The 17,490-nt window shown below is 37.9% G+C and carries 15 protein-coding genes and 1 tRNA gene; 10 read left to right on the top strand and 6 right to left on the bottom strand.

Translation table 11 applies throughout. The annotated features are described in order from the left end of the window. Window positions 1-2 precede the first annotated feature (2 nt). Complete coding sequence (feoB, locus tag G0Q07_RS15205) at window positions 3-2,465, bottom strand: ferrous iron transport protein B (RefSeq protein ID WP_163347703.1); 2,463 nt, start codon at window positions 2,463-2,465, stop codon at window positions 3-5. Between the two features lie 162 nt (window positions 2,466-2,627). On the opposite strand from feoB, the gene G0Q07_RS15200 reads away from it, so the two are divergent. The 8 genes from G0Q07_RS15200 (at window position 2,628) to G0Q07_RS15165 (ending at window position 10,488) form a co-directional block, all read left to right on the top strand. Beyond that, the gene (locus tag G0Q07_RS15200; RefSeq protein WP_163347701.1) at window positions 2,628-3,377 is read left to right on the top strand and encodes a hypothetical protein; all 750 of its coding nucleotides are present in this window, start codon (window positions 2,628-2,630) and stop codon (window positions 3,375-3,377) included. Continuing rightward, window positions 3,358-3,660, top strand: a complete 303-nt coding sequence (locus G0Q07_RS15195; RefSeq protein WP_163347699.1) for a thiamine-binding protein — start codon at window positions 3,358-3,360, stop codon at window positions 3,658-3,660. The genes G0Q07_RS15200 and G0Q07_RS15195 overlap by 20 nt, the downstream gene beginning before the upstream one ends. 144 nt (window positions 3,661-3,804) lie before the next feature. Then, window positions 3,805-3,881, top strand: a tRNA-Arg gene (locus tag G0Q07_RS15190). A gap of 524 nt (window positions 3,882-4,405) precedes the next feature. Continuing rightward, window positions 4,406-5,140 carry a PRC-barrel domain-containing protein gene (locus tag G0Q07_RS15185; protein ID WP_163347696.1) on the top strand — a complete coding sequence of 245 codons (735 nt, stop codon included), beginning with the start codon at window positions 4,406-4,408 and terminating at the stop codon, window positions 5,138-5,140. Window positions 5,141-6,060: 920 nt separating this feature from the next. Next, entirely contained in the window at window positions 6,061-7,320 is a 1,260-nt protein-coding gene (locus tag G0Q07_RS15180; RefSeq protein WP_246222912.1) for a sulfurtransferase, read from the top strand. Window positions 7,321-7,382: 62 nt separating this feature from the next. After that, the gene (locus tag G0Q07_RS15175; protein ID WP_163347694.1) at window positions 7,383-8,345 is read left to right on the top strand and encodes an L-histidine N(alpha)-methyltransferase; all 963 of its coding nucleotides are present in this window, start codon (window positions 7,383-7,385) and stop codon (window positions 8,343-8,345) included. Between the two features lie 211 nt (window positions 8,346-8,556). Next, window positions 8,557-9,903, top strand: coding sequence for a dihydrolipoyl dehydrogenase family protein (locus tag G0Q07_RS15170; protein ID WP_163347692.1), 1,347 nt, complete (start codon window positions 8,557-8,559; stop codon window positions 9,901-9,903). A 291-nt stretch (window positions 9,904-10,194) separates the two neighbouring features. After that, on the top strand, window positions 10,195-10,488 hold the full coding sequence (locus G0Q07_RS15165) for a PGPGW domain-containing protein (RefSeq protein WP_163347690.1): 294 nt from the start codon (window positions 10,195-10,197) through the stop codon (window positions 10,486-10,488). Window positions 10,489-10,652: 164 nt separating this feature from the next. On the opposite strand, the gene G0Q07_RS15160 is transcribed toward G0Q07_RS15165, so the two are convergent. From G0Q07_RS15160 to G0Q07_RS15140, 5 genes are all read right to left on the bottom strand, one after another. Beyond that, window positions 10,653-12,071, bottom strand: a complete 1,419-nt coding sequence (locus G0Q07_RS15160; protein ID WP_163347687.1) for a sodium:solute symporter family protein — start codon at window positions 12,069-12,071, stop codon at window positions 10,653-10,655. Continuing rightward, the gene (locus G0Q07_RS15155) at window positions 12,071-12,295 is read right to left on the bottom strand and encodes a hypothetical protein (protein WP_163347685.1); all 225 of its coding nucleotides are present in this window, start codon (window positions 12,293-12,295) and stop codon (window positions 12,071-12,073) included. The genes G0Q07_RS15160 and G0Q07_RS15155 overlap by 1 nt, the downstream gene beginning before the upstream one ends. Window positions 12,296-12,491: 196 nt before the next feature. Then, window positions 12,492-13,334, bottom strand: a complete 843-nt coding sequence (gene ablB / locus G0Q07_RS15150; protein WP_163347683.1) for a putative beta-lysine N-acetyltransferase — start codon at window positions 13,332-13,334, stop codon at window positions 12,492-12,494. Next, window positions 13,324-14,640, bottom strand: coding sequence for a lysine 2,3-aminomutase (gene kamA / locus G0Q07_RS15145; protein WP_163347675.1), 1,317 nt, complete (start codon window positions 14,638-14,640; stop codon window positions 13,324-13,326). Before kamA ends, ablB begins: the two co-directional genes overlap by 11 nt. A gap of 76 nt (window positions 14,641-14,716) precedes the next feature. Then, a complete protein-coding gene (locus G0Q07_RS15140; RefSeq protein ID WP_163347673.1) occupies window positions 14,717-15,094 on the bottom strand; it encodes a hypothetical protein in 378 nt (125 codons plus the stop codon). A gap of 168 nt (window positions 15,095-15,262) precedes the next feature. On the opposite strand from G0Q07_RS15140, the gene G0Q07_RS20830 reads away from it, so the two are divergent. Both G0Q07_RS20830 and G0Q07_RS15135 read left to right on the top strand, forming a co-directional pair. Beyond that, complete coding sequence (locus G0Q07_RS20830) at window positions 15,263-15,451, top strand: hypothetical protein (RefSeq protein WP_246222911.1); 189 nt, start codon at window positions 15,263-15,265, stop codon at window positions 15,449-15,451. Next, a complete protein-coding gene (locus tag G0Q07_RS15135) occupies window positions 15,397-17,463 on the top strand; it encodes a bifunctional alpha,alpha-trehalose-phosphate synthase (UDP-forming)/trehalose-phosphatase (protein WP_246222910.1) in 2,067 nt (688 codons plus the stop codon). Before G0Q07_RS20830 ends, G0Q07_RS15135 begins: the two co-directional genes overlap by 55 nt. The last annotated feature ends 27 nt before the right edge of the window (window positions 17,464-17,490 follow it).

The following is a 17,490-nucleotide window of genomic DNA, read 5'->3' as shown; positions in this document are numbered from 1 at the left end:
TTTTATATAAATAACATTCCAATATTATAAGTAACCAATGCTGCAACCCATGCCAAACCAGTGGTATAAAACACGGAAAATGCTGCCCATTTCCACGAGCCCGATTCGTTTTTAATGGTTGCAACCACCCCAATACAGGGGAAGTAGATAAGGATGAAGATTATAAAAGCCAGAGCTGCAGGAGTGGTAAACACAGGCTGACCTTTTTTCTTGCCTACCTCGTGAACTTCATTTTGTAGCTTTTGCTGCAGGTTTATGGTTGTTTCACCATCCTGCGTTTGGTAAAGCACGCCCATTGTACTTACCACAATTTCTTTGGCTGGCAGACCAGCTACCACAGCGATACTCATTTTCCAATCGAACCCAAGAGGACTCATTATCGGTTGAATGAGTTTTCCTGTTCGGCCAAGATAAGAGTTTATCAATCGGTCGGATTCCATGGCATGGTTAACCTCCGCAATACGTTCCACTTTTTGTAATTCGGTTAGCTCAGAATTTGTTATCTGCGCAATTTGTTCTTTAAAACCATCAGTATTTTCTGTCTTTCTTGGAAAATATTCAAGCGCCCAAATAATGATTACTCCAAGCAAAATAATAGTTCCAATCTTTTTTAAGTAGTGTTGAGTTTTATCCCACATATGATACACCACATTCCGGAATGTTGGCAGCCGGTAGGTGGGGAGTTCCATTACAAAAGGTGTTTCTTTATTCTTAAAAACAGTTTTGTTAAGCACTTGCGCTGTTATAAAAGCAAATAGAATTCCAACCGCATAAATTCCAATTAAAACCCAGGCTTCGTATTTTTGGAAAAAGGCAGAAATAATGAGAATATATACCGGTAGCCGCGCACTGCACGACATAAACGGAATAATGAGCATGGTAAGAATTCGGTCGCCACGATTACGCATTGAGCGTGTTGCCAGAATTGCCGGAACATTGCAGCCAAAACCCATTATCATTGGAATGAACGAACGGCCGTGTAACCCGAACCGATGCATTATATAGTCCATGATAAAGGCTGCACGCGCCATGTATCCCGAGCCTTCAAGCAAGGATATAAAAAAGAACAGAATAAGAATATTGGGTAAGAATACCAATACACTACCGGTTCCACCTATTATCCCGTCAACCAATAGGTCGTTGAGCATTCCCTCAGGGATTATATTCCCTACAAAATTGCTCAAAGCCACCACTGCCATGTCTATCCAGTCCATTGGGTAGGCACCTACTTTAAACGTGGTCCAAAAGATAAAAAACAGCAGTGCTGTAAATATCGGAAATCCCAGGTAGCGGTTTGTTAACACGCTGTCTATCTTTTCTGAGCGGGTTTTCTTTTCTTTATGTTTGTTGCTGTAGGTTTCGCGTAATGCTCCGTTAATAAAACTGTATTTGGCATTGGCAATAACAGTTTCACTATCATCGTTTTCCAGAAGCTCTATTTTCTTGATCTCTTTCAGAGTAACTTCCTGAATTTCATTAAAATTTGTGTATTTCGACAATAGGTCGATTACCTGGTTATCTTTTTCAAGCAGCTTAATAGCAAGAAACCGCGACGAGATTTTGTCGGTAATCGGTTTGTCTTCCTTTATTTTCTGACGAATGATTTTGACCGATTTTTCTATTTCTTTTCCATAATTAATATGGATATGGCGTGAAAAGTTGTCGCGGCCTTCAAAAACTTCGATAACCTTTTCGATTAACTTCTCAAGGCCTTGCCCTTTCGAGCTTACTGTGGGGATTAGCGGAATACCTACTAGTTTTGATAACTCTTTTTTGTCAAGTTCAAGTTCGTTTCTTTCCAATTCATCAAACATGTTAAGGGCCATAATGCACCTCAAATCCATGTCGATTAATTGAGTGGTAAGATACAGGCTTCTTTCCAGGTTGGTAGAATCCAGTACATTAATTACAATATCGGGAGTTTGTTCGTAAATAAACTTCCTGACAAATATTTCTTCTTTTGAATAGGCTGTTAAACTATACGTTCCGGGCAGGTCGTAAAAGTTGAAAGTATAATCTCCGCTTTTAAAAGTTGCTTTGTGAACATCAACCGTTACTCCACTGTAGTTTCCTACTTTTTCTTTCGATCCGGAAATAAAATTAAACAGAGTGGTTTTTCCGCAATTGGGATTACCTACCAGTGCGATATTAATTGTTTTTGTACGTATCGACTGATCGATGAGATCTATATTTCGGTCAATGATACCTTCGTAATTGTCGGTAGATGTCTTTTTGAATTCAGATGCCGGAATAACCTCAATCTGCTCGGCTTCCGATTTTCGGAGGGTAATATTGTAGTTCAGAATTTTGTATTCGCTGGGACCTTTGAATGGAGCATTTTTTATGGCCCGAACTTCGTTGCCACGAATAAATCCCATTTCAGTAATCCTCTTCCTGAACGAACCATGACCTAACACTTTGGTGATAACCACCGGCTCATTATTTCTTGCTTCGCTTAATTTCACTCTCCCCCTGCTTTCTATTTTTAAACCCGCTGCTTTCTATATTTAAACTAAATATAAATAAGCGTACAAATATATTTAAATTCCCATGATAAAAAATAAAATATATTTGTTCTTTACATAGTTACAACAAGTGATTACTTTTGTTCGAACGAAGGAGGATAAATGGAGGAAGATAAATTTTATAATAATATTCAGAAAGCATTGGATGACCTGCCCGAGAACTTTAGTATTCTTGAGGAACAGATAGATGTTGCCATTCAAATGAAATACTTGGAATTCACTAAGTTGTTGAGGAGTAAGGATATCTCGGAAGAATGCTTTGACGCGAGAGAAGAACTTTTTGATGAAGAAGTTGATGAAGAGCGTAAAAAGGAGATATTAACTGCTATTGCTGTTTATGACGATGTAAAAGCATATCGAACACTTGAAAAATATGTAGAAGAGGGGACAGGTGATATGAAACAGTGGGGGACATTGGCACTGCAGGAAAGCAGAATGCTGATGCATAGCTCGTTACTCGATGAACAGCAGGTGTTTATTTCAACCGGGCTGGGAGGAAAAGGAAAGAAGTTACGGTATTTTGTGGTATTCCTTTCGGTTCATGAAAATGAGATGTTAAGCACTACGCAGCAAAAACTTCTTAAAGATGAGTTAATATTCGAGCTTAATCACCATGATGGAGTGTTTGAATCAATGGATTTTATGGAAGGTTTTTCATCAGCTTTGGTCATGTTGCCCATTACTGTTGAAATTAAAGACACTTTTCAGAACATAATTAGCGAATGTAATCAGTATGGTGGCTTTTTGCGCGAAGACATGGTGATTACCAATGTTAAAGTTTTATCACGCGGAGAGATCATTCAATTAATACATCAAAAGAAAAATAATAACGATGAGTTGGAGGAAGAATAATATAAATGTGGCCATACAGGTATTGCCCGAAGCAGATGGAAAAGTTAAATACGAGTTGGTTGATAAAGCAATTGAGGCCATTCAGAATTCGGGGTATCGCTACCAGGTGTGCCCTTTTGAAACGGTAGTGGAATGTAAATATGACGAATTGCCCGGTTTGCTGGATCGAATTCATGCTGCCTGTGGCGAAGCCGGAACACAGCGAATGTTGACCAATATAAAGCTTCAGGTAAATTTTGAAAAAAATGTTGCCATTGAAGATAAAATGGAAAAATATTCGTAAGAATCTGGGTTTTAGAATGCTTCAGATAGTGTCTGATTTGAAGACCATTTAGGATCGAAATAATTTTTGATAAAATTGCTACGCAGACTTGTATTTATTCAAATAAGCGTTATATTTGCACCGCTTAAAAAGCAAACAGGTTCTGGACCTGTAGCTTAATTGGATAGAGCACCGCACTACGGATGCGGAGGTTGCAGGTTCGAGTCCTGCCAGGTTCACCAGGAAAAAAGGCGTTTACAGAAATGTGAGCGCCTTTTGTTTTTCATCTGTACATCATACTATTCAGAGAAAACGGATCACATGAGGATCAAATGAACTTTCTGAGGGAGAATAAATTTTAAGCATAAATTTTAGCTATTCTAAAACGGAAACTGTACAGTTTCCGTTTGCCGCAAGTATTACATCCACACGGAATAAAAAAGAAATTGTTTTAAAAGCAGAAATTGAAAAACTAAAGGTTTCTCCTTCATCAAAGTCGTTTAAGTGGTGTCGTATTGAAGAATTAGTCGCATTAATATTCTTCGAAAAACAGCAAATAAAGAATAGTTTTCCTTACATAAATGGCTTAGGATTGTGGAATTATTACACACTTATCTCTACATTTCAGGCACTCCTCTTTGTTTCGTTTCAAACGGGTGGTGTTTGTAAGTAGTACATCCTAAGCACGTTACGCTTGCTTGGTGGTTGAGTGATGATTTTTGGCACAGTTTTAAACCTTTTTATAGAGAATAAAAAAAATGAAGTTATGAAGCGTAGTTTAAAAGAACTCAATAAGTACTCAGTACAAGTTATTGATGGCGAAAAGGGGAAAGTAAAAAATTTTCTTTTTGATGAGGACACGTGGATTATCAGATACCTTGATATTGACATGGGGAACTTTTTTGTAGAAAAAAGAGTGCTAATTCCGAGGGAACAATTGGATACGCCAGAGTGGGAAGACCAAAATTTCCCTATTAAACTCACCATGAAAAGAATTGATGCTTCTCCGGATTTGGAACATGATCTCCCGGTTTCAAGAAGATACGAGCAGGATCTTGCTCAAAACTACGATGTCGTTCCCTATTGGCCGACAGACATGGCATTGTATCCCAACAGGGAATCGATTTTTACCAGTAATAAAATAATCAGGATTCCTAAGAATATGAACAAGGAAAAAAACGTCGATACTAGTTTGCGTAGTTTCTCCGAAGTTCACGGATATTCCATAAAATCTACTGATGACAATTTTGGTCATCTTTCGGATATAATAATTGACGATTTGGATTGGCAGATTGTGTATGTGGTTTTGGATACCAAAAATATTGTTCCCTGGAGTAAACAGATTATTCTTCCCATCGAATTTGTCGAAGAAATCAATTTTCAGAATCAGGAAATTAGAATTGACTTAACAAAAGAAGTCATAAAAAACGCCCCTGAATATGATTCGTCAAAGGTTGTTGATGCAGGGGTTGAAAATGCATTATATGAATTTTACAAATAAAAGACAATTAAATAAAGTATATAAATCTTAATCCGTTTCTTAAGAGAGACTGTTAAAGTAACTGAGGGAATTAGAGCTTCAGATAAAGGATTTATAGAGGTAATGCAACATACAGTAGCAGAAGCACCGAAATCAATTTAAAATATTAAATCGGTATACATTTAAGGAATGAATGCTAATGTAGAAAACAACGAAATAGTGCCGTGTGCTGTTAACGCTAAAATTTGATTTCTGCAAATTATATGGACGATGAATAATCAAACATGGTGATCGACAATTTCTGATTGGGTTCACAGTAACAGCAATTTAATCATTTTGATCGAATCCCTTTCTTTTCCATTCATCCCCGTCTTCGGTTTAGTAATTTGTGAAAAAAGCATTTGTTATTGGAATTCGAACCAGATTAAATTCATGGTTTAAGTAAATTTCGTATGAAAATAGTAAGTACTGATTACTTTTGGTGTCCTCTCAAATTAGAAGACTACCGGGAAAATTGTCCATACAATCTACACTTATATGTGGTTATGTGGAAAAAAATACGCACTTTTTCAAATAGCCTAAAACTCAATAAAGGACTTTTAAATGTGCTGTAATTTTAAGAACAGCCTTCTTCTCTGATAAGAAAAAATATCGCATGATATTCATTTATTATTGTGACAAATTTAAGGAATATCAAATGTTGAATTGAACTAGTTAATCTTCTCCTTACTTTCATCAAAACAATTTAGCGGGCTTTTCATTTTGCATTTAAATGCGAATAATATCTACCATGAATTGCAACCAGTCAATTAACTCTTAATATGGCATATTATCTGTTTAAAGTAAAACCAATATTATAATGAAACTAATATGGCAACACATTTCCCTGAGATTTCGACAGCAGAACTCCGATTATTTCTTCAAAAAATAAAAACACTTTTGTGCTCGATGTTCGTTCTTCCGATGCCTACAACGGCTGGCAAATGAACAACGAAGTTCGCAAAGGACACATAAAAGGAGCAAAGAGTTTCCCCGCAAAATGGACCAATTACATCGATTGGATTGAGATTGCCCGTTCGAAAGGCATTCTTCCGGAGCATGAATTGGTTTTTTACGGCAACCACGAATCTGAAGCAGTGAACGTTGCTTCTGTTTTTGCAAGTGCCGGTTATAAGAATATACACCTTTACAAATATTTTCAGGAAGAGATGGCTACAACTAAAAACCTTGCCATGGAACATCTCCCCAATTATCGGAACCTGGTTCCGGCAGAATGGGTAAAAAATCTGATAACAAATGAAAAAACAATAAATAATGATACAAACAAAGTTGTGATTTGCCATGCGCATTATCGTAACCGAGATGCATATTTAAGTGGGCATATTCCGGGGGCAATTGATATCGACACGCTGGCACTTGAGAGTCACGAAACGTGGAACAGGCGATCTCCCGGGGAACTCGAAAAAGCACTGCTTCAACATGGAATAACCGCAGATACTACCGTTGTTTTATACGGAAAATTCATGTTTCCAAATAACGACGATCCATTCCCTGGGAGTGCAGCCGGCGACATTGGAGCCATTCGTTGTGCCTGGATCATGATGTATGCCGGGGTGAAAGACGTAAGGGTTTTGAATGGAGGTTTTCAGGCGTGGCAAGATGCCGGCTACGATATTGCAACAGATGACGTTAAAAAAGTATCGGAAAAGAATTTTGGTGCAAAAATCCCTGTCCATCCCGAACTGATAGTGGATATTAAGAGAGCCAAAGAATTGCTGGCTTCGGATAAAGGAGAACTGGTGAGTGTTAGAAGCTGGCCTGAATACATTGGAGAGGTGAGCGGCTATAATTACATCGAAAAAAAAGGGAGGATTCCCGGTTCGGTATTTGGAAATTGCGGATCGGATGCTTATCACATGGAAAATTACCGGAATGTTGATCATACTACACGCGAATTTCATGAAATAAAAAAACAGTGGGAAACGGCTGGAATCACACCAGAGAAACAGTTAGCATTTTATTGCGGAACTGGGTGGAGAGGCAGTGAGGCCTGTTATAACGCCTGGTTAATGGGATGGCCCAATATTTCTGTGTTCGACGGTGGATGGTTTGAGTGGAGTAGCGATCCGGCTAATCCTTATGAAACAGGAATTCCTGCAACTATTCCTGCCGGAGTGGATGAGGAAGTTCTAAAGAAATAATTATTTGCTAAGACTGGTAAGCGTTTTTTAAGTAAGAAACCTGTCACTTAAAAATGGAAAATATGGAAAAGTTAACAGTTCAAACCGAGTTTATGACCGATACCGCTGAAGGGTTATCGTCTCGTCCGAAGTATCTGTTGTCCAAATACTTTTACGATGACAAAGGAAGCAATATCTTTCAGGATATTATGCAAATGCCTGAATATTATCTGACAGACTGTGAACAGGAAATCCTTTCATTATACAAAGATGAAATTACGAATCATTTTAACAATGGCAGTTCTCCTTTCGATTTAATTGAACTGGGAGCTGGAGACGGGAGTAAAACAAAAACGATTTTAAAACACATGGTCTCACAATCAGTGAAATTTAATTACCAGCCGTTCGATATAAGTAAACTAACTAATAACGAATTGGAACAAAGCCTGAATAACGAATTGCCCGAACTGCCCGTTTTTCCAAAGACAGGAGATTTTTTTCAGCTTCTGAAAAAACAAAACGGACATGCTGCTATTCGAAAGGTTATCTTATTTCTTGGTTCCAATATTGGCAATTTTTCCGACGACGAACTTCATCTTTTTTTTACTCGGTTGAAAGAATTTACAAGCCCGGGAGACAAGCTTTTTATTGGGTTCGACCTTAAAAAGTCTCCCAAAATTATCAGAAAAGCTTACGACGATCCCCACGGACACACCCGAAAATTTAATCTAAATCTGCTACACCGGTTGAATAATGAACTTGGGGCCGATTTTAATATCGATAAATTTGAACAGCACACCGAGTACGATCCGGCAAGCGGCGAGGTTAAGAGTTATTTGATTTCGATGGAAGAACAAGTGGTTTATATTAAGGCGCTCAAAGAGCAATATGAACTAAAACAGTGGGAACCAATTTTCATGGAACTTTCCAGAAAATTCGATGCTGAATCTCTTGAAAATCTGGCGAAAGAATATGACTTCATCGTAGAGCAGAATTTTACTGACCTGCGCAATTTTTTTGTGGATTCGCTTTGGATTAGAAAATAATCATAAATGCAAAGGCTAAAAAATGAAAGCAACTTGGAGCAATTATAGCATTGTGGAAATTGACCAAATAACGGAATTGGAGGGGAATAAAAATTTTCCATCTAATTCAGTAAATCACGAATCAATAATTTCAGGTAACTTTTCATAATTCTTCGAATATGGGTTTCATGAAGATCAACATTTTTAATCATTGAAGTAACAGAAAAAAGCTATGAAAGAATTTGATGTTTTTGTTATTGGTACAGGGGTTGCCGGTACAGCAATAGCCAATACCTGTGTAAAAGAAGGGCTCTCAGTTGGGATTGCCGATGAACGGCCATACGGGGGAACTTGTGCCACGCGTGGTTGCATTCCCAAAAAAGTGCTGTGGGGAGTCGTTCATGCTGCTGCAAGCGCCAAACGGTTGAATGGAAAAGGTATTGACCAAACTCCAACGATAAACTGGAAAAATCTGATGGAATTCAAGAATACGTTTGTTAAGTCGGTACCTAAAGAAAAGGAGAAAACTTTTAAAAAAGACGGAATAACAACATTTCATGGAACGGCAAAATTTTTAAACGAAAATCAGTTACAAATTGGTAACGAAACAATTAAAGCAAAAAAGATTGTAATTGCCACCGGAGCAAAACCACGAAATTTAAGCTTTAATGGCGCTGAAAATCTGGGTACGAGTGATGATTTTCTTGAATTGAAAAATCTGCCGAAACACGTTCTGTTTATAGGAGGAGGATATATTGCTTTTGAGTTTGCGCATATAGCTGCTCTTTGCGGCTCAAAAGTTACCATTCTTGACAAAGATGATTCTCTCTTAAAAAATTTTGAGCAGGATATGGTTAAACATATTGTCGCATTCAGTAAGAAAATCGGGATCAATCTGGTTTTAAATGCTGAAGTGGAAGAAATAATTAAAACAGAAAATGATTTTAGGATAATTACCAAGAAGGCTGGTTCAAAAGTTGAATTTACTACAGAGTTTGTTATTAATTCTTCCGGGCGAATGCCGGCTATATCTAATCTGGCTTTGGAAAATGGCAATGTAGCCCATTCTGAAAAAGGAATTGAAGTTGATTCGTATTTAAGGAGCGTTTCAAATCCGAATGTTTATGCCGCTGGAGATGTTGCAGCTTCTGACGGACTGCCTCTAACTCCGCTGGCCTCGATGGAGGCAAATGTTATATCATCGCAATTAACGGGCAACGGAGTAACACAAAGCCATTATTCGGTTATGCCATCGGCAGTTTTTACCTACCCGCCACTGGCTTCTGTAGGATATACCGAAAAAGAGGCTTTAAGCAGGAAACTGGATTTTAAGGTTAACAGTAATTCCGTAGCAGATTGGTTCAGTGCAAAACATATTAAGGCACCGGTGTATGCTTATAAAATTCTCATCGATACAAAAACAGAAAAGATTGTAGGTGCACATTTAGTTGGGCCTCATGCCGAAGAAACGATTAATCTTTTTGCTATGGCGATGAAAGTTGGTTTAACAACAAGTGAGATCAGGCAAATTCCTTTTGTTTTTCCCAGTTCAGCTTACGATATTGCTTCAATGGTTTAGCAAAATAACTCTTGATTATTGAACACTTGACTGCAATTAGTTTTAATACTGATGATATTGCATATTGATGATTAAAAATGATGTTAATATTGAAACAGATTTAATTTGATACGATTTAAGGCATGGATAGTTGGTGTTATTGCCGTTAAAATTTATTAGTAAGTGATGAGTCAATTGGTTTTGTCTCTTATTTCCTTTTGAGCCTCATTAAATAGGCCATCAGGAGTGAAAGTGATACAGCTGTGGAAGAATAAGTTAATGTTTAAGAATACTAGAAATACCTTACAATAGATGATGAAAATAAATTCAAAATATAAAAAGTATATAAAACTTGTAATTGGGGTGTTCGTATTATGTTTGGGGTTGGTTTTTATGTTGTTACCGTTTATCCCTCTGGGATATATTTTTGTAGTTGCCGGCCTGTTTCTACTTGCATACGAAATTCCTGCATTAAAAAATCAAATAGATAAATTAAAGGAAAAAGACAGTAAAGGCAGGGTAGCGAAAGTGGAAGAGAAGCTACAGGAAGGAGATCAAATTATAGAAGATAAAATTATAAGAGACGATGATGACAAATCAAGTTAAAGAGCATTGATTTTTTGTTTTACTCTTATTAAAACATATTTTGTTTTGTTAGCTGTTTGTTAACGCTTCCCGCCTTGAATTGAAATATTGTTTTATTGCCTGTCTTCCATAATCCATTCCAATATATTATTGTTGCATTTTTTTACATGGCCAGTTTTTGGTAATTAAACAGTTAGGGCCTTTTCTTTTTTTACCGAAGCCACAATTAAATAAACCAGAAGCGAACCTGCAATTCCAAAAATATTGGCATCTAAACCCAACGGAAGTTTAAATCCCGACAGAATAAGAAATAGGGTTAGCGATCCTCCGGTTAACATGGATAGCAAAGCGGCCAGCTTATTCGGACTTTTGGAAAACAGTGCTGCCATTACCGGAATAATCATGCCTGATACCATAAAGGAGTAGGAGTGGAGCATCAATTCCAGCACGCTGGTCATTTTTAAGGCCAGTAAAAGTGCAATACTACCAATAATAAAAGTTAGTAGTTGAGAAAGAAGCAAACTTCGTTTTCCGTTATGCAGGCGAAAAACATCGGTTAACAAATTACCCGATGCAGCCATTAAACAACTGTCGGCGGTTGACATGATCGCCGAAAAGTAGGCGGATAATACAATACCCAGAAAACCAACAGGAAGTACGGTCTTTAGTAAAACAGGAAGTCCCATTTCTGCATCTAGGTTTGCGGCGTTATAACCCGGGAGTAATTGATTTTCCATTGCCACGCGTGCAAACATGCCTAATATTACACCGATAAACGCCATCAGTGGATATTCAAACAGGCCGGCTATAAACCAGCCTCTTTGTGCTGCCTGCGTATTTTTAGCTGCGTAAATCCGTTGATAAAGGGTCATCCCGATAAACCAAATCGGTATAATGGTAAACATCCAGTTAATAATTTGTTGCCAGCTTACATTGGTGAGCGACAAAAATTCGGCAGGAAGTGTACTTGAAATGGCTTCGTAGCCTCCAATACTGGTATATGCAAAGGGCAGTCCAACAAATAGTAACCCTGCCATAAGAATTATCCATTGAATAGTATCGGTGTAAATTACTGCCTTTAAACCTCCAAGTACGGTATATACAATGGCAATTGTACCCATTATTAGCAAAGCATTCTCGATGGTCAGCCCGTCAAAAGTAGAAGATGCAAGTTTGGCACCCGCCAGTATTTGGGAACTGGTAAAACCCAGGTAACCGATAGCCGATATCAGTCCGGCTATTAGTGCTACTTTTTTGTCGAAAACAAATTCCAGGAACTGTGGAAACGACAAAAATCCTTTTCGTCGTGCCAGCCCCGAAACTTTAGGAATGAGAAAGACACCGCTAAGCCAGGCTCCAAGTAAACCGGTAAATAGAAGCCAACTCCCCGATAAACCCATGGTAAAGCCCAATCCTCCCAAGCCGATGGAGAAACCTCCACCAACATCGGTAGCTACTACTGACAGGCCAATGTGGACACTACTGAGCTTACGTCCTCCAACAAAATAATCATCTGTGTTTTTATTTTTGCGCAGAAAATAAACACCTACCCCAAGCATTGCCAGCAGGTATACGCAAAAGATAGAGAGATCAATCCATCCCATTATTTAAGATCGACATTAAGTTTGAGGTACGAAGATTGATCGACATGTTTCACAAAACCTTTATCAATAAGGGAAAATATCGCTTCCTGGCCTCTCCTTGCCGACACTTTAAGGTCTTTGATTATATCACCATAAACACATTTTTCTTTTTCGTCTAAAAGCTTTAAAATGTCTTTTTCAAATTGATTGTTAACTTCGTGAATATCAATTGTTTTTTTACTCATATGTTTCCGTACTAATTAATCTTTCTGATTGTTTTGGCTAGTCAGTTTGTTGTACCTGCTACAGTTTTTCCATCCTTTTAGTCCACGGTTACAAAACACGTTTCTATAAAGAGGCAAAGGCATATCGTTTATTTTTTCTTTTCCTTTATAAATGGGGCAGGTGTTGGCAAAATGACATCGGTATCCCAGATTCATATCAGATATGTTTATATAAAATGTTCATACTTTCAATTTTCCCTGCAATGTGTGTGTTCTTTATCAGGGTTCCCGAATAGCAATAATCCATTTTCAGGAAGGTTCTTGTCATCCCAACTGAGTTTAACCGGGCCATTGTGTACAAGGTGTTGATTCCCTGCTTTTTCATCGACTTCTCAAGGGTATTTAGCAAAAGCACTGATAGATTTTTTCCGCGTTGGTTGGGAAGTGTGGCAAAATCAGTCATTTCTGCATTTTTACCTTCTTCGTCAACTTCGGCCGAAGCAAGTGCAATTAGTTTTCCTCCTGATTCTGCTCCGAAATACTGCGTACCGTTCTGAAATGTTTTTAGAATATATCCTGGATTGTAAATAGGAAATGGATAGGTGACAAATACCTCGCGGTAAATGTCCGTAATCTGTTCATAGTCTTCCTTTTCCAATTTCCGCACTGTTATGTCAGCATTATTTTTTCCGTTTCGTGGCGTAATAGAATCTTGTGTTTTTAGCATTTCACTTAAGTCGTTAAGCTGATCTGTTTCAATATCCAAAAGCCTGTCGGAGTTTAAGAATTTCGAAACAAAAAATGCTGCTACACTGTCGTTGTAAAACGCTGGTATTTGCGCCTCGGGCAAAAAACCACCGGATAGAAATACCGGAGCTGCATGATCCGGTATTTTGCATATTATTTTAGAGTACTTGTTTTTTCTTGCCAGGTTGTTAATTTCCTCAAGAATTGTTGATGGGCAATCCGTGCTATCTAATTTCATCAGATAAACACGGTCGTTTAGCTGCCCGTGTTGAATTATGCTTCCGTTTCCTAGTTTTTCAATCTTATCCTGCATCTTCATCCCTTCTTGTCATTCGTTCATTGTCTTCGGGTATCAACGATATTGCATCGTCGGTATCCGATAATAATTTTTCAATTCCAATTATATCTTCCTCTACTCCTTCTTCAACTTTTAGGTCGAGGTTGCAATTTTCACAATCCCTGTCGCACAATTTTGCTTCGTACGAATCGGGTTCTTTATATGTTGTTATTACTCCTTCGTAGTTACGTAATACTACTTTATTGGTCGACCATGAAATAATATAATTTGGCATTACCGGAATTTTACCTCCGCCACCCGGTGCGTCAACCACATAGGTTGGGCGGGCAAAACCGCTGGTATGCCCAATAAGGCTTTCCATTATTTCAATACCTTTTCCAATCGGAGTTCTGAAATGTGATAATCCTTCTGAAAGGTCGCACTGGTATAGGTAATAAGGTCTCACCCTGTTTTCTACAAGCTTATGAAGCAGTGATTTCATAATTCTCGGACAGTCGTTCACATCGGCCAAAAGAACCGATTGGTTGCCCAAAGGAAATCCGCCATCGGCCAATTTTGCCAAAGCTTCTTTTGATGAAGCTGTAATTTCTTTCGGATGATTAAAGTGTGTATTAATCCAAAGCGGCTGGTATTTCTTCAAAATCGAAACCAGGTTATCGGTAATACGATAAGGAAGTACCACCGGCATTCTTGTTCCAATCCTAACGATTTCCACATGTGGAATTTTAGTAATTTCGGATAATAACCAGTCGATTTTATCATCTGGCAACATAAATGGGTCGCCTCCTGATAGTAATACATCTCTTACATGCGGGGTATTGGCAATATAGTCAAGCCCTTTTTGCAGTTGTTCCTTTGATGGAACATAATCGATATCGCCAACTTTTCGTTTACGGGTGCAGTGGCGGCAATACATCGAGCAAATATTACTTACGTGGAATAATACGCGGTCGGGATAACGATGGGTTATTCCTTCAACCGGACTATCACTATCTTCTGATAACGGATCTTCCAATTCTGATTTTAGAGTAGTAAGTTCTTCAATTCCGCCAAACGATTGTTTAAAAACAGGATCGTTTTTAAAATCTTGTTTATTAATAAGTGAAAGATAATAAGGCGTTATCGACAAAGGGAATTTTTCAAATGTTTCTTCCAGTTTTTCCCTTTCTTCGTCTTCAAATTTAACGCCTAAGAGTTCTTCAAACTTTTCCAATGTTTTTATGGAGTGCCGTAATTGCCACCTCCAATCTTTCCATTTCGAAAGTTGTGCTTTTGTTTCAATTTTGTGGGCAATTGTCTGTTGTCTGTTATTATAAATCATAATTATTTATTAACTCAAAAAAACATTGAGCATGTTATGAACTAAAATTTTGATCGTGTTTATTGTAACTTGTAAATCAGTTAGGAACATACATCAGCTTTATATTGCGGATATCGTTCTCAATAATTACTTTTTCAGCTGCACTTAAATTGGGTTCAGGTACTATGATGTGAAGTTTTCCGTGTCTTTCTTTTGTAAAATGCGCGAAAAAATTCCATTTTTCTGTATTAATATTATTGTTTAGTTGTATTTCGTAAATGTTGGTTTCACCATTTTTTTCGGTGGTTATAATATCAGGTATAAAACCATTATGCGCCGATTGTGTTCTTAAAGGAGAACAAGGTGCGTAATTTTGTATCAACCCGGTTTTTAAAGACATATCATATGCCTGTTCCTCTAACTGGGGAACAATTGATTTTGCTACCTGTTGTTTTGTTAATGAAGTTATATTCATTTTTAAAAAAGTTTCTATGCGAACAAAAATACAAAAAAAAGCCGGCATGCAAATTCATGCATGTTTTAAATTCATTGTTAATATTGAATTTACATAGTTGTAACAAAAATTAGTGCAAATAATAATATATTTGTAAATTAGATTTAATTTCTATAGAAACAATATACTATGAGTAGATTAATTATAGCCTCAAACAGGTTGCCTGTAATGATAAACAGAAGTGCGGATGGAATGACAATAACTCCTAGTGCCGGTGGTTTAGCAACAGGTTTAAAATCATATCACAAAGATAGTGACAGCGTATGGATTGGCTGGCCGGGCCTGATGCCCAACACAAAAAAGAAGAGAAAGAAGTGACCGGTTTGCTTGAAACCGAACAGTGCCTCCCGGTATTTTTGAATGAAGAGCTTATATCAATGTATTACGAAGGTTATAGCAATTCTACGTTGTGGCCTTTATTTCATTATTTTACCGAGTTTGCCGAGTTTAAGAGCACATATTGGGATGCCTATTTAAAGGTAAATGAAATGTTTGCTGAAGCTATTATTGAAAACGCTCAGGAAAACGATAGAGTTTGGGTACACGATTACCAGTTATTGCTGGTTCCGAACATTCTGCGGCAGCGACGCCCTGATCTTAAAATCGGGTTTTTTCTGCACATTCCATTCCCATCTTACGAGATCATTCGCACATTGCCCCAACGAGAAGAGATTATTTCAGGTTTGCTGGGTGCCGATCTCATCGGATTTCATACTTACGATTATGCCCGACACTTTATTAGTTCGGTAAAAAGGCTGGTTGGCTACGATGTCGAATTTAACCAGATAAAACTGGAAAATCGTCAGGTTTTTATTGACGTGTTTCCAATGGGAATTGATTATGAAAAATTCGAAAATCTGGCGAACGAAGTACAAAGTAAGTCTATTCAGGAGCGTTCAAAAGTTCATCAGGATATCGACCAGTTTTTAATGCGGATGCCCGACAGAAAACTGATCTTGTCGATTGACAGGCTTGATTATACCAAAGGAATTCCGCACCGTTTGAAAGCATATCGTCATTTTTTAAAAACACATCCGGAGTTTGTTGAAAAAGTATCACTGATTATGCTTACTGTTCCATCGAGAATTGATGTGGAGCAATATCAGAATCTGAAGAATGAAGTAGATATTCTGGTAGGAAATATTAATGGAGAGTTTGGTACAATGAACTGGACGCCGGTAATATACTTTTACCGATCAATGCCTTTCGAAAATCTTATTGAGTTGTACAGTTCGGCCGATGTGGCATTGTTAACACCTTTAAGAGATGGAATGAACCTTGTAGCGAAGGAGTACATTGCTGCCAAAGTAAATCAGAAAGGAATGCTTGTTTTGAGCGAAATGGCCGGGGCAGCAAAAGAACTTGGCGAAGCGATTTCGGTTAATCCAAACAACTTTGCCGATACCGCCGAAGCCATTTATACCGCACTAAAAATGCCCGATGAAGACCGGATAAATAAAATGCGCGCCATGCAACGCCGGATTAAGCGATATGATATTCATAAATGGGCATCGGAATTTATGAAAACTCTGGACTCAACGATTGCAAAACAATCCAGTTATCAGGCAAGAAAAATATCCGAGAGCTTACACAATAAAATCGTGAAGGATTTCAAGAAAGCCAAGTCGAAAGTTTTGTTTTTGGATTACGATGGCACTTTACAACGTTATTTCGACAAGCCGCAAGCCGCAGCACCTGATAATGAATTGTACAATCTACTCGACCAAATCGTGAAAATGGAGAATGTCCATTTGGTTCTTGTTAGCGGACGCGACCGCAATACCATAGAATCATGGTTTGGTAATAAAAATTATAATCTTATTGCCGAGCATGGTGCGTGGGAACGAAAAACCGGTGAAAACTGGCTGGATAAAAAAACACTGGACTCAGACTGGAAAGAAAAGATCCACCCGATTCTTGAGTCTTTTGTTGATAGTACTGCCGGAAGTTTGATTGAAGAAAAGGATTATTCACTGGTATGGCACTACCGAAAAGCCGACATTGAATTGGGAGTATTACGAGCACTGGAATTACGTCATACCTTATCGAACCTAATTCTTAACCAGGAAGTTGAAATAATTGAAGGGAAAAAACTCATTGAAATAAAGGCAAGTGGTATTAACAAAGGTACTGCAGCTCTGGAATTTCTTAAAGGCAAATCGGCAGATTTTGTCCTCGCTTTCGGTGACGGAACTACCGATGAATTTTTGTTTAAAGTGCTTCCTGAGAATTCTTATGCCGTAAAAGTTGGATCCGAAAACTCTATTGCAGATTATTACGTGGCTAATTACAAAGAGGTGCGTAATTTCTTAAAGGACCTTCTAAAATAACTGAGAAGGAGGTTTAATCCTTCAAAA

Origin of the sequence: Draconibacterium halophilum (genome assembly GCF_010448835.1) — a bacterium.
In the GTDB taxonomy this organism is placed as follows: Bacteria; Bacteroidota; Bacteroidia; order Bacteroidales; family Prolixibacteraceae; genus Draconibacterium; species Draconibacterium halophilum.
This window is presented reverse-complemented; position numbering and strand designations above follow the sequence as displayed.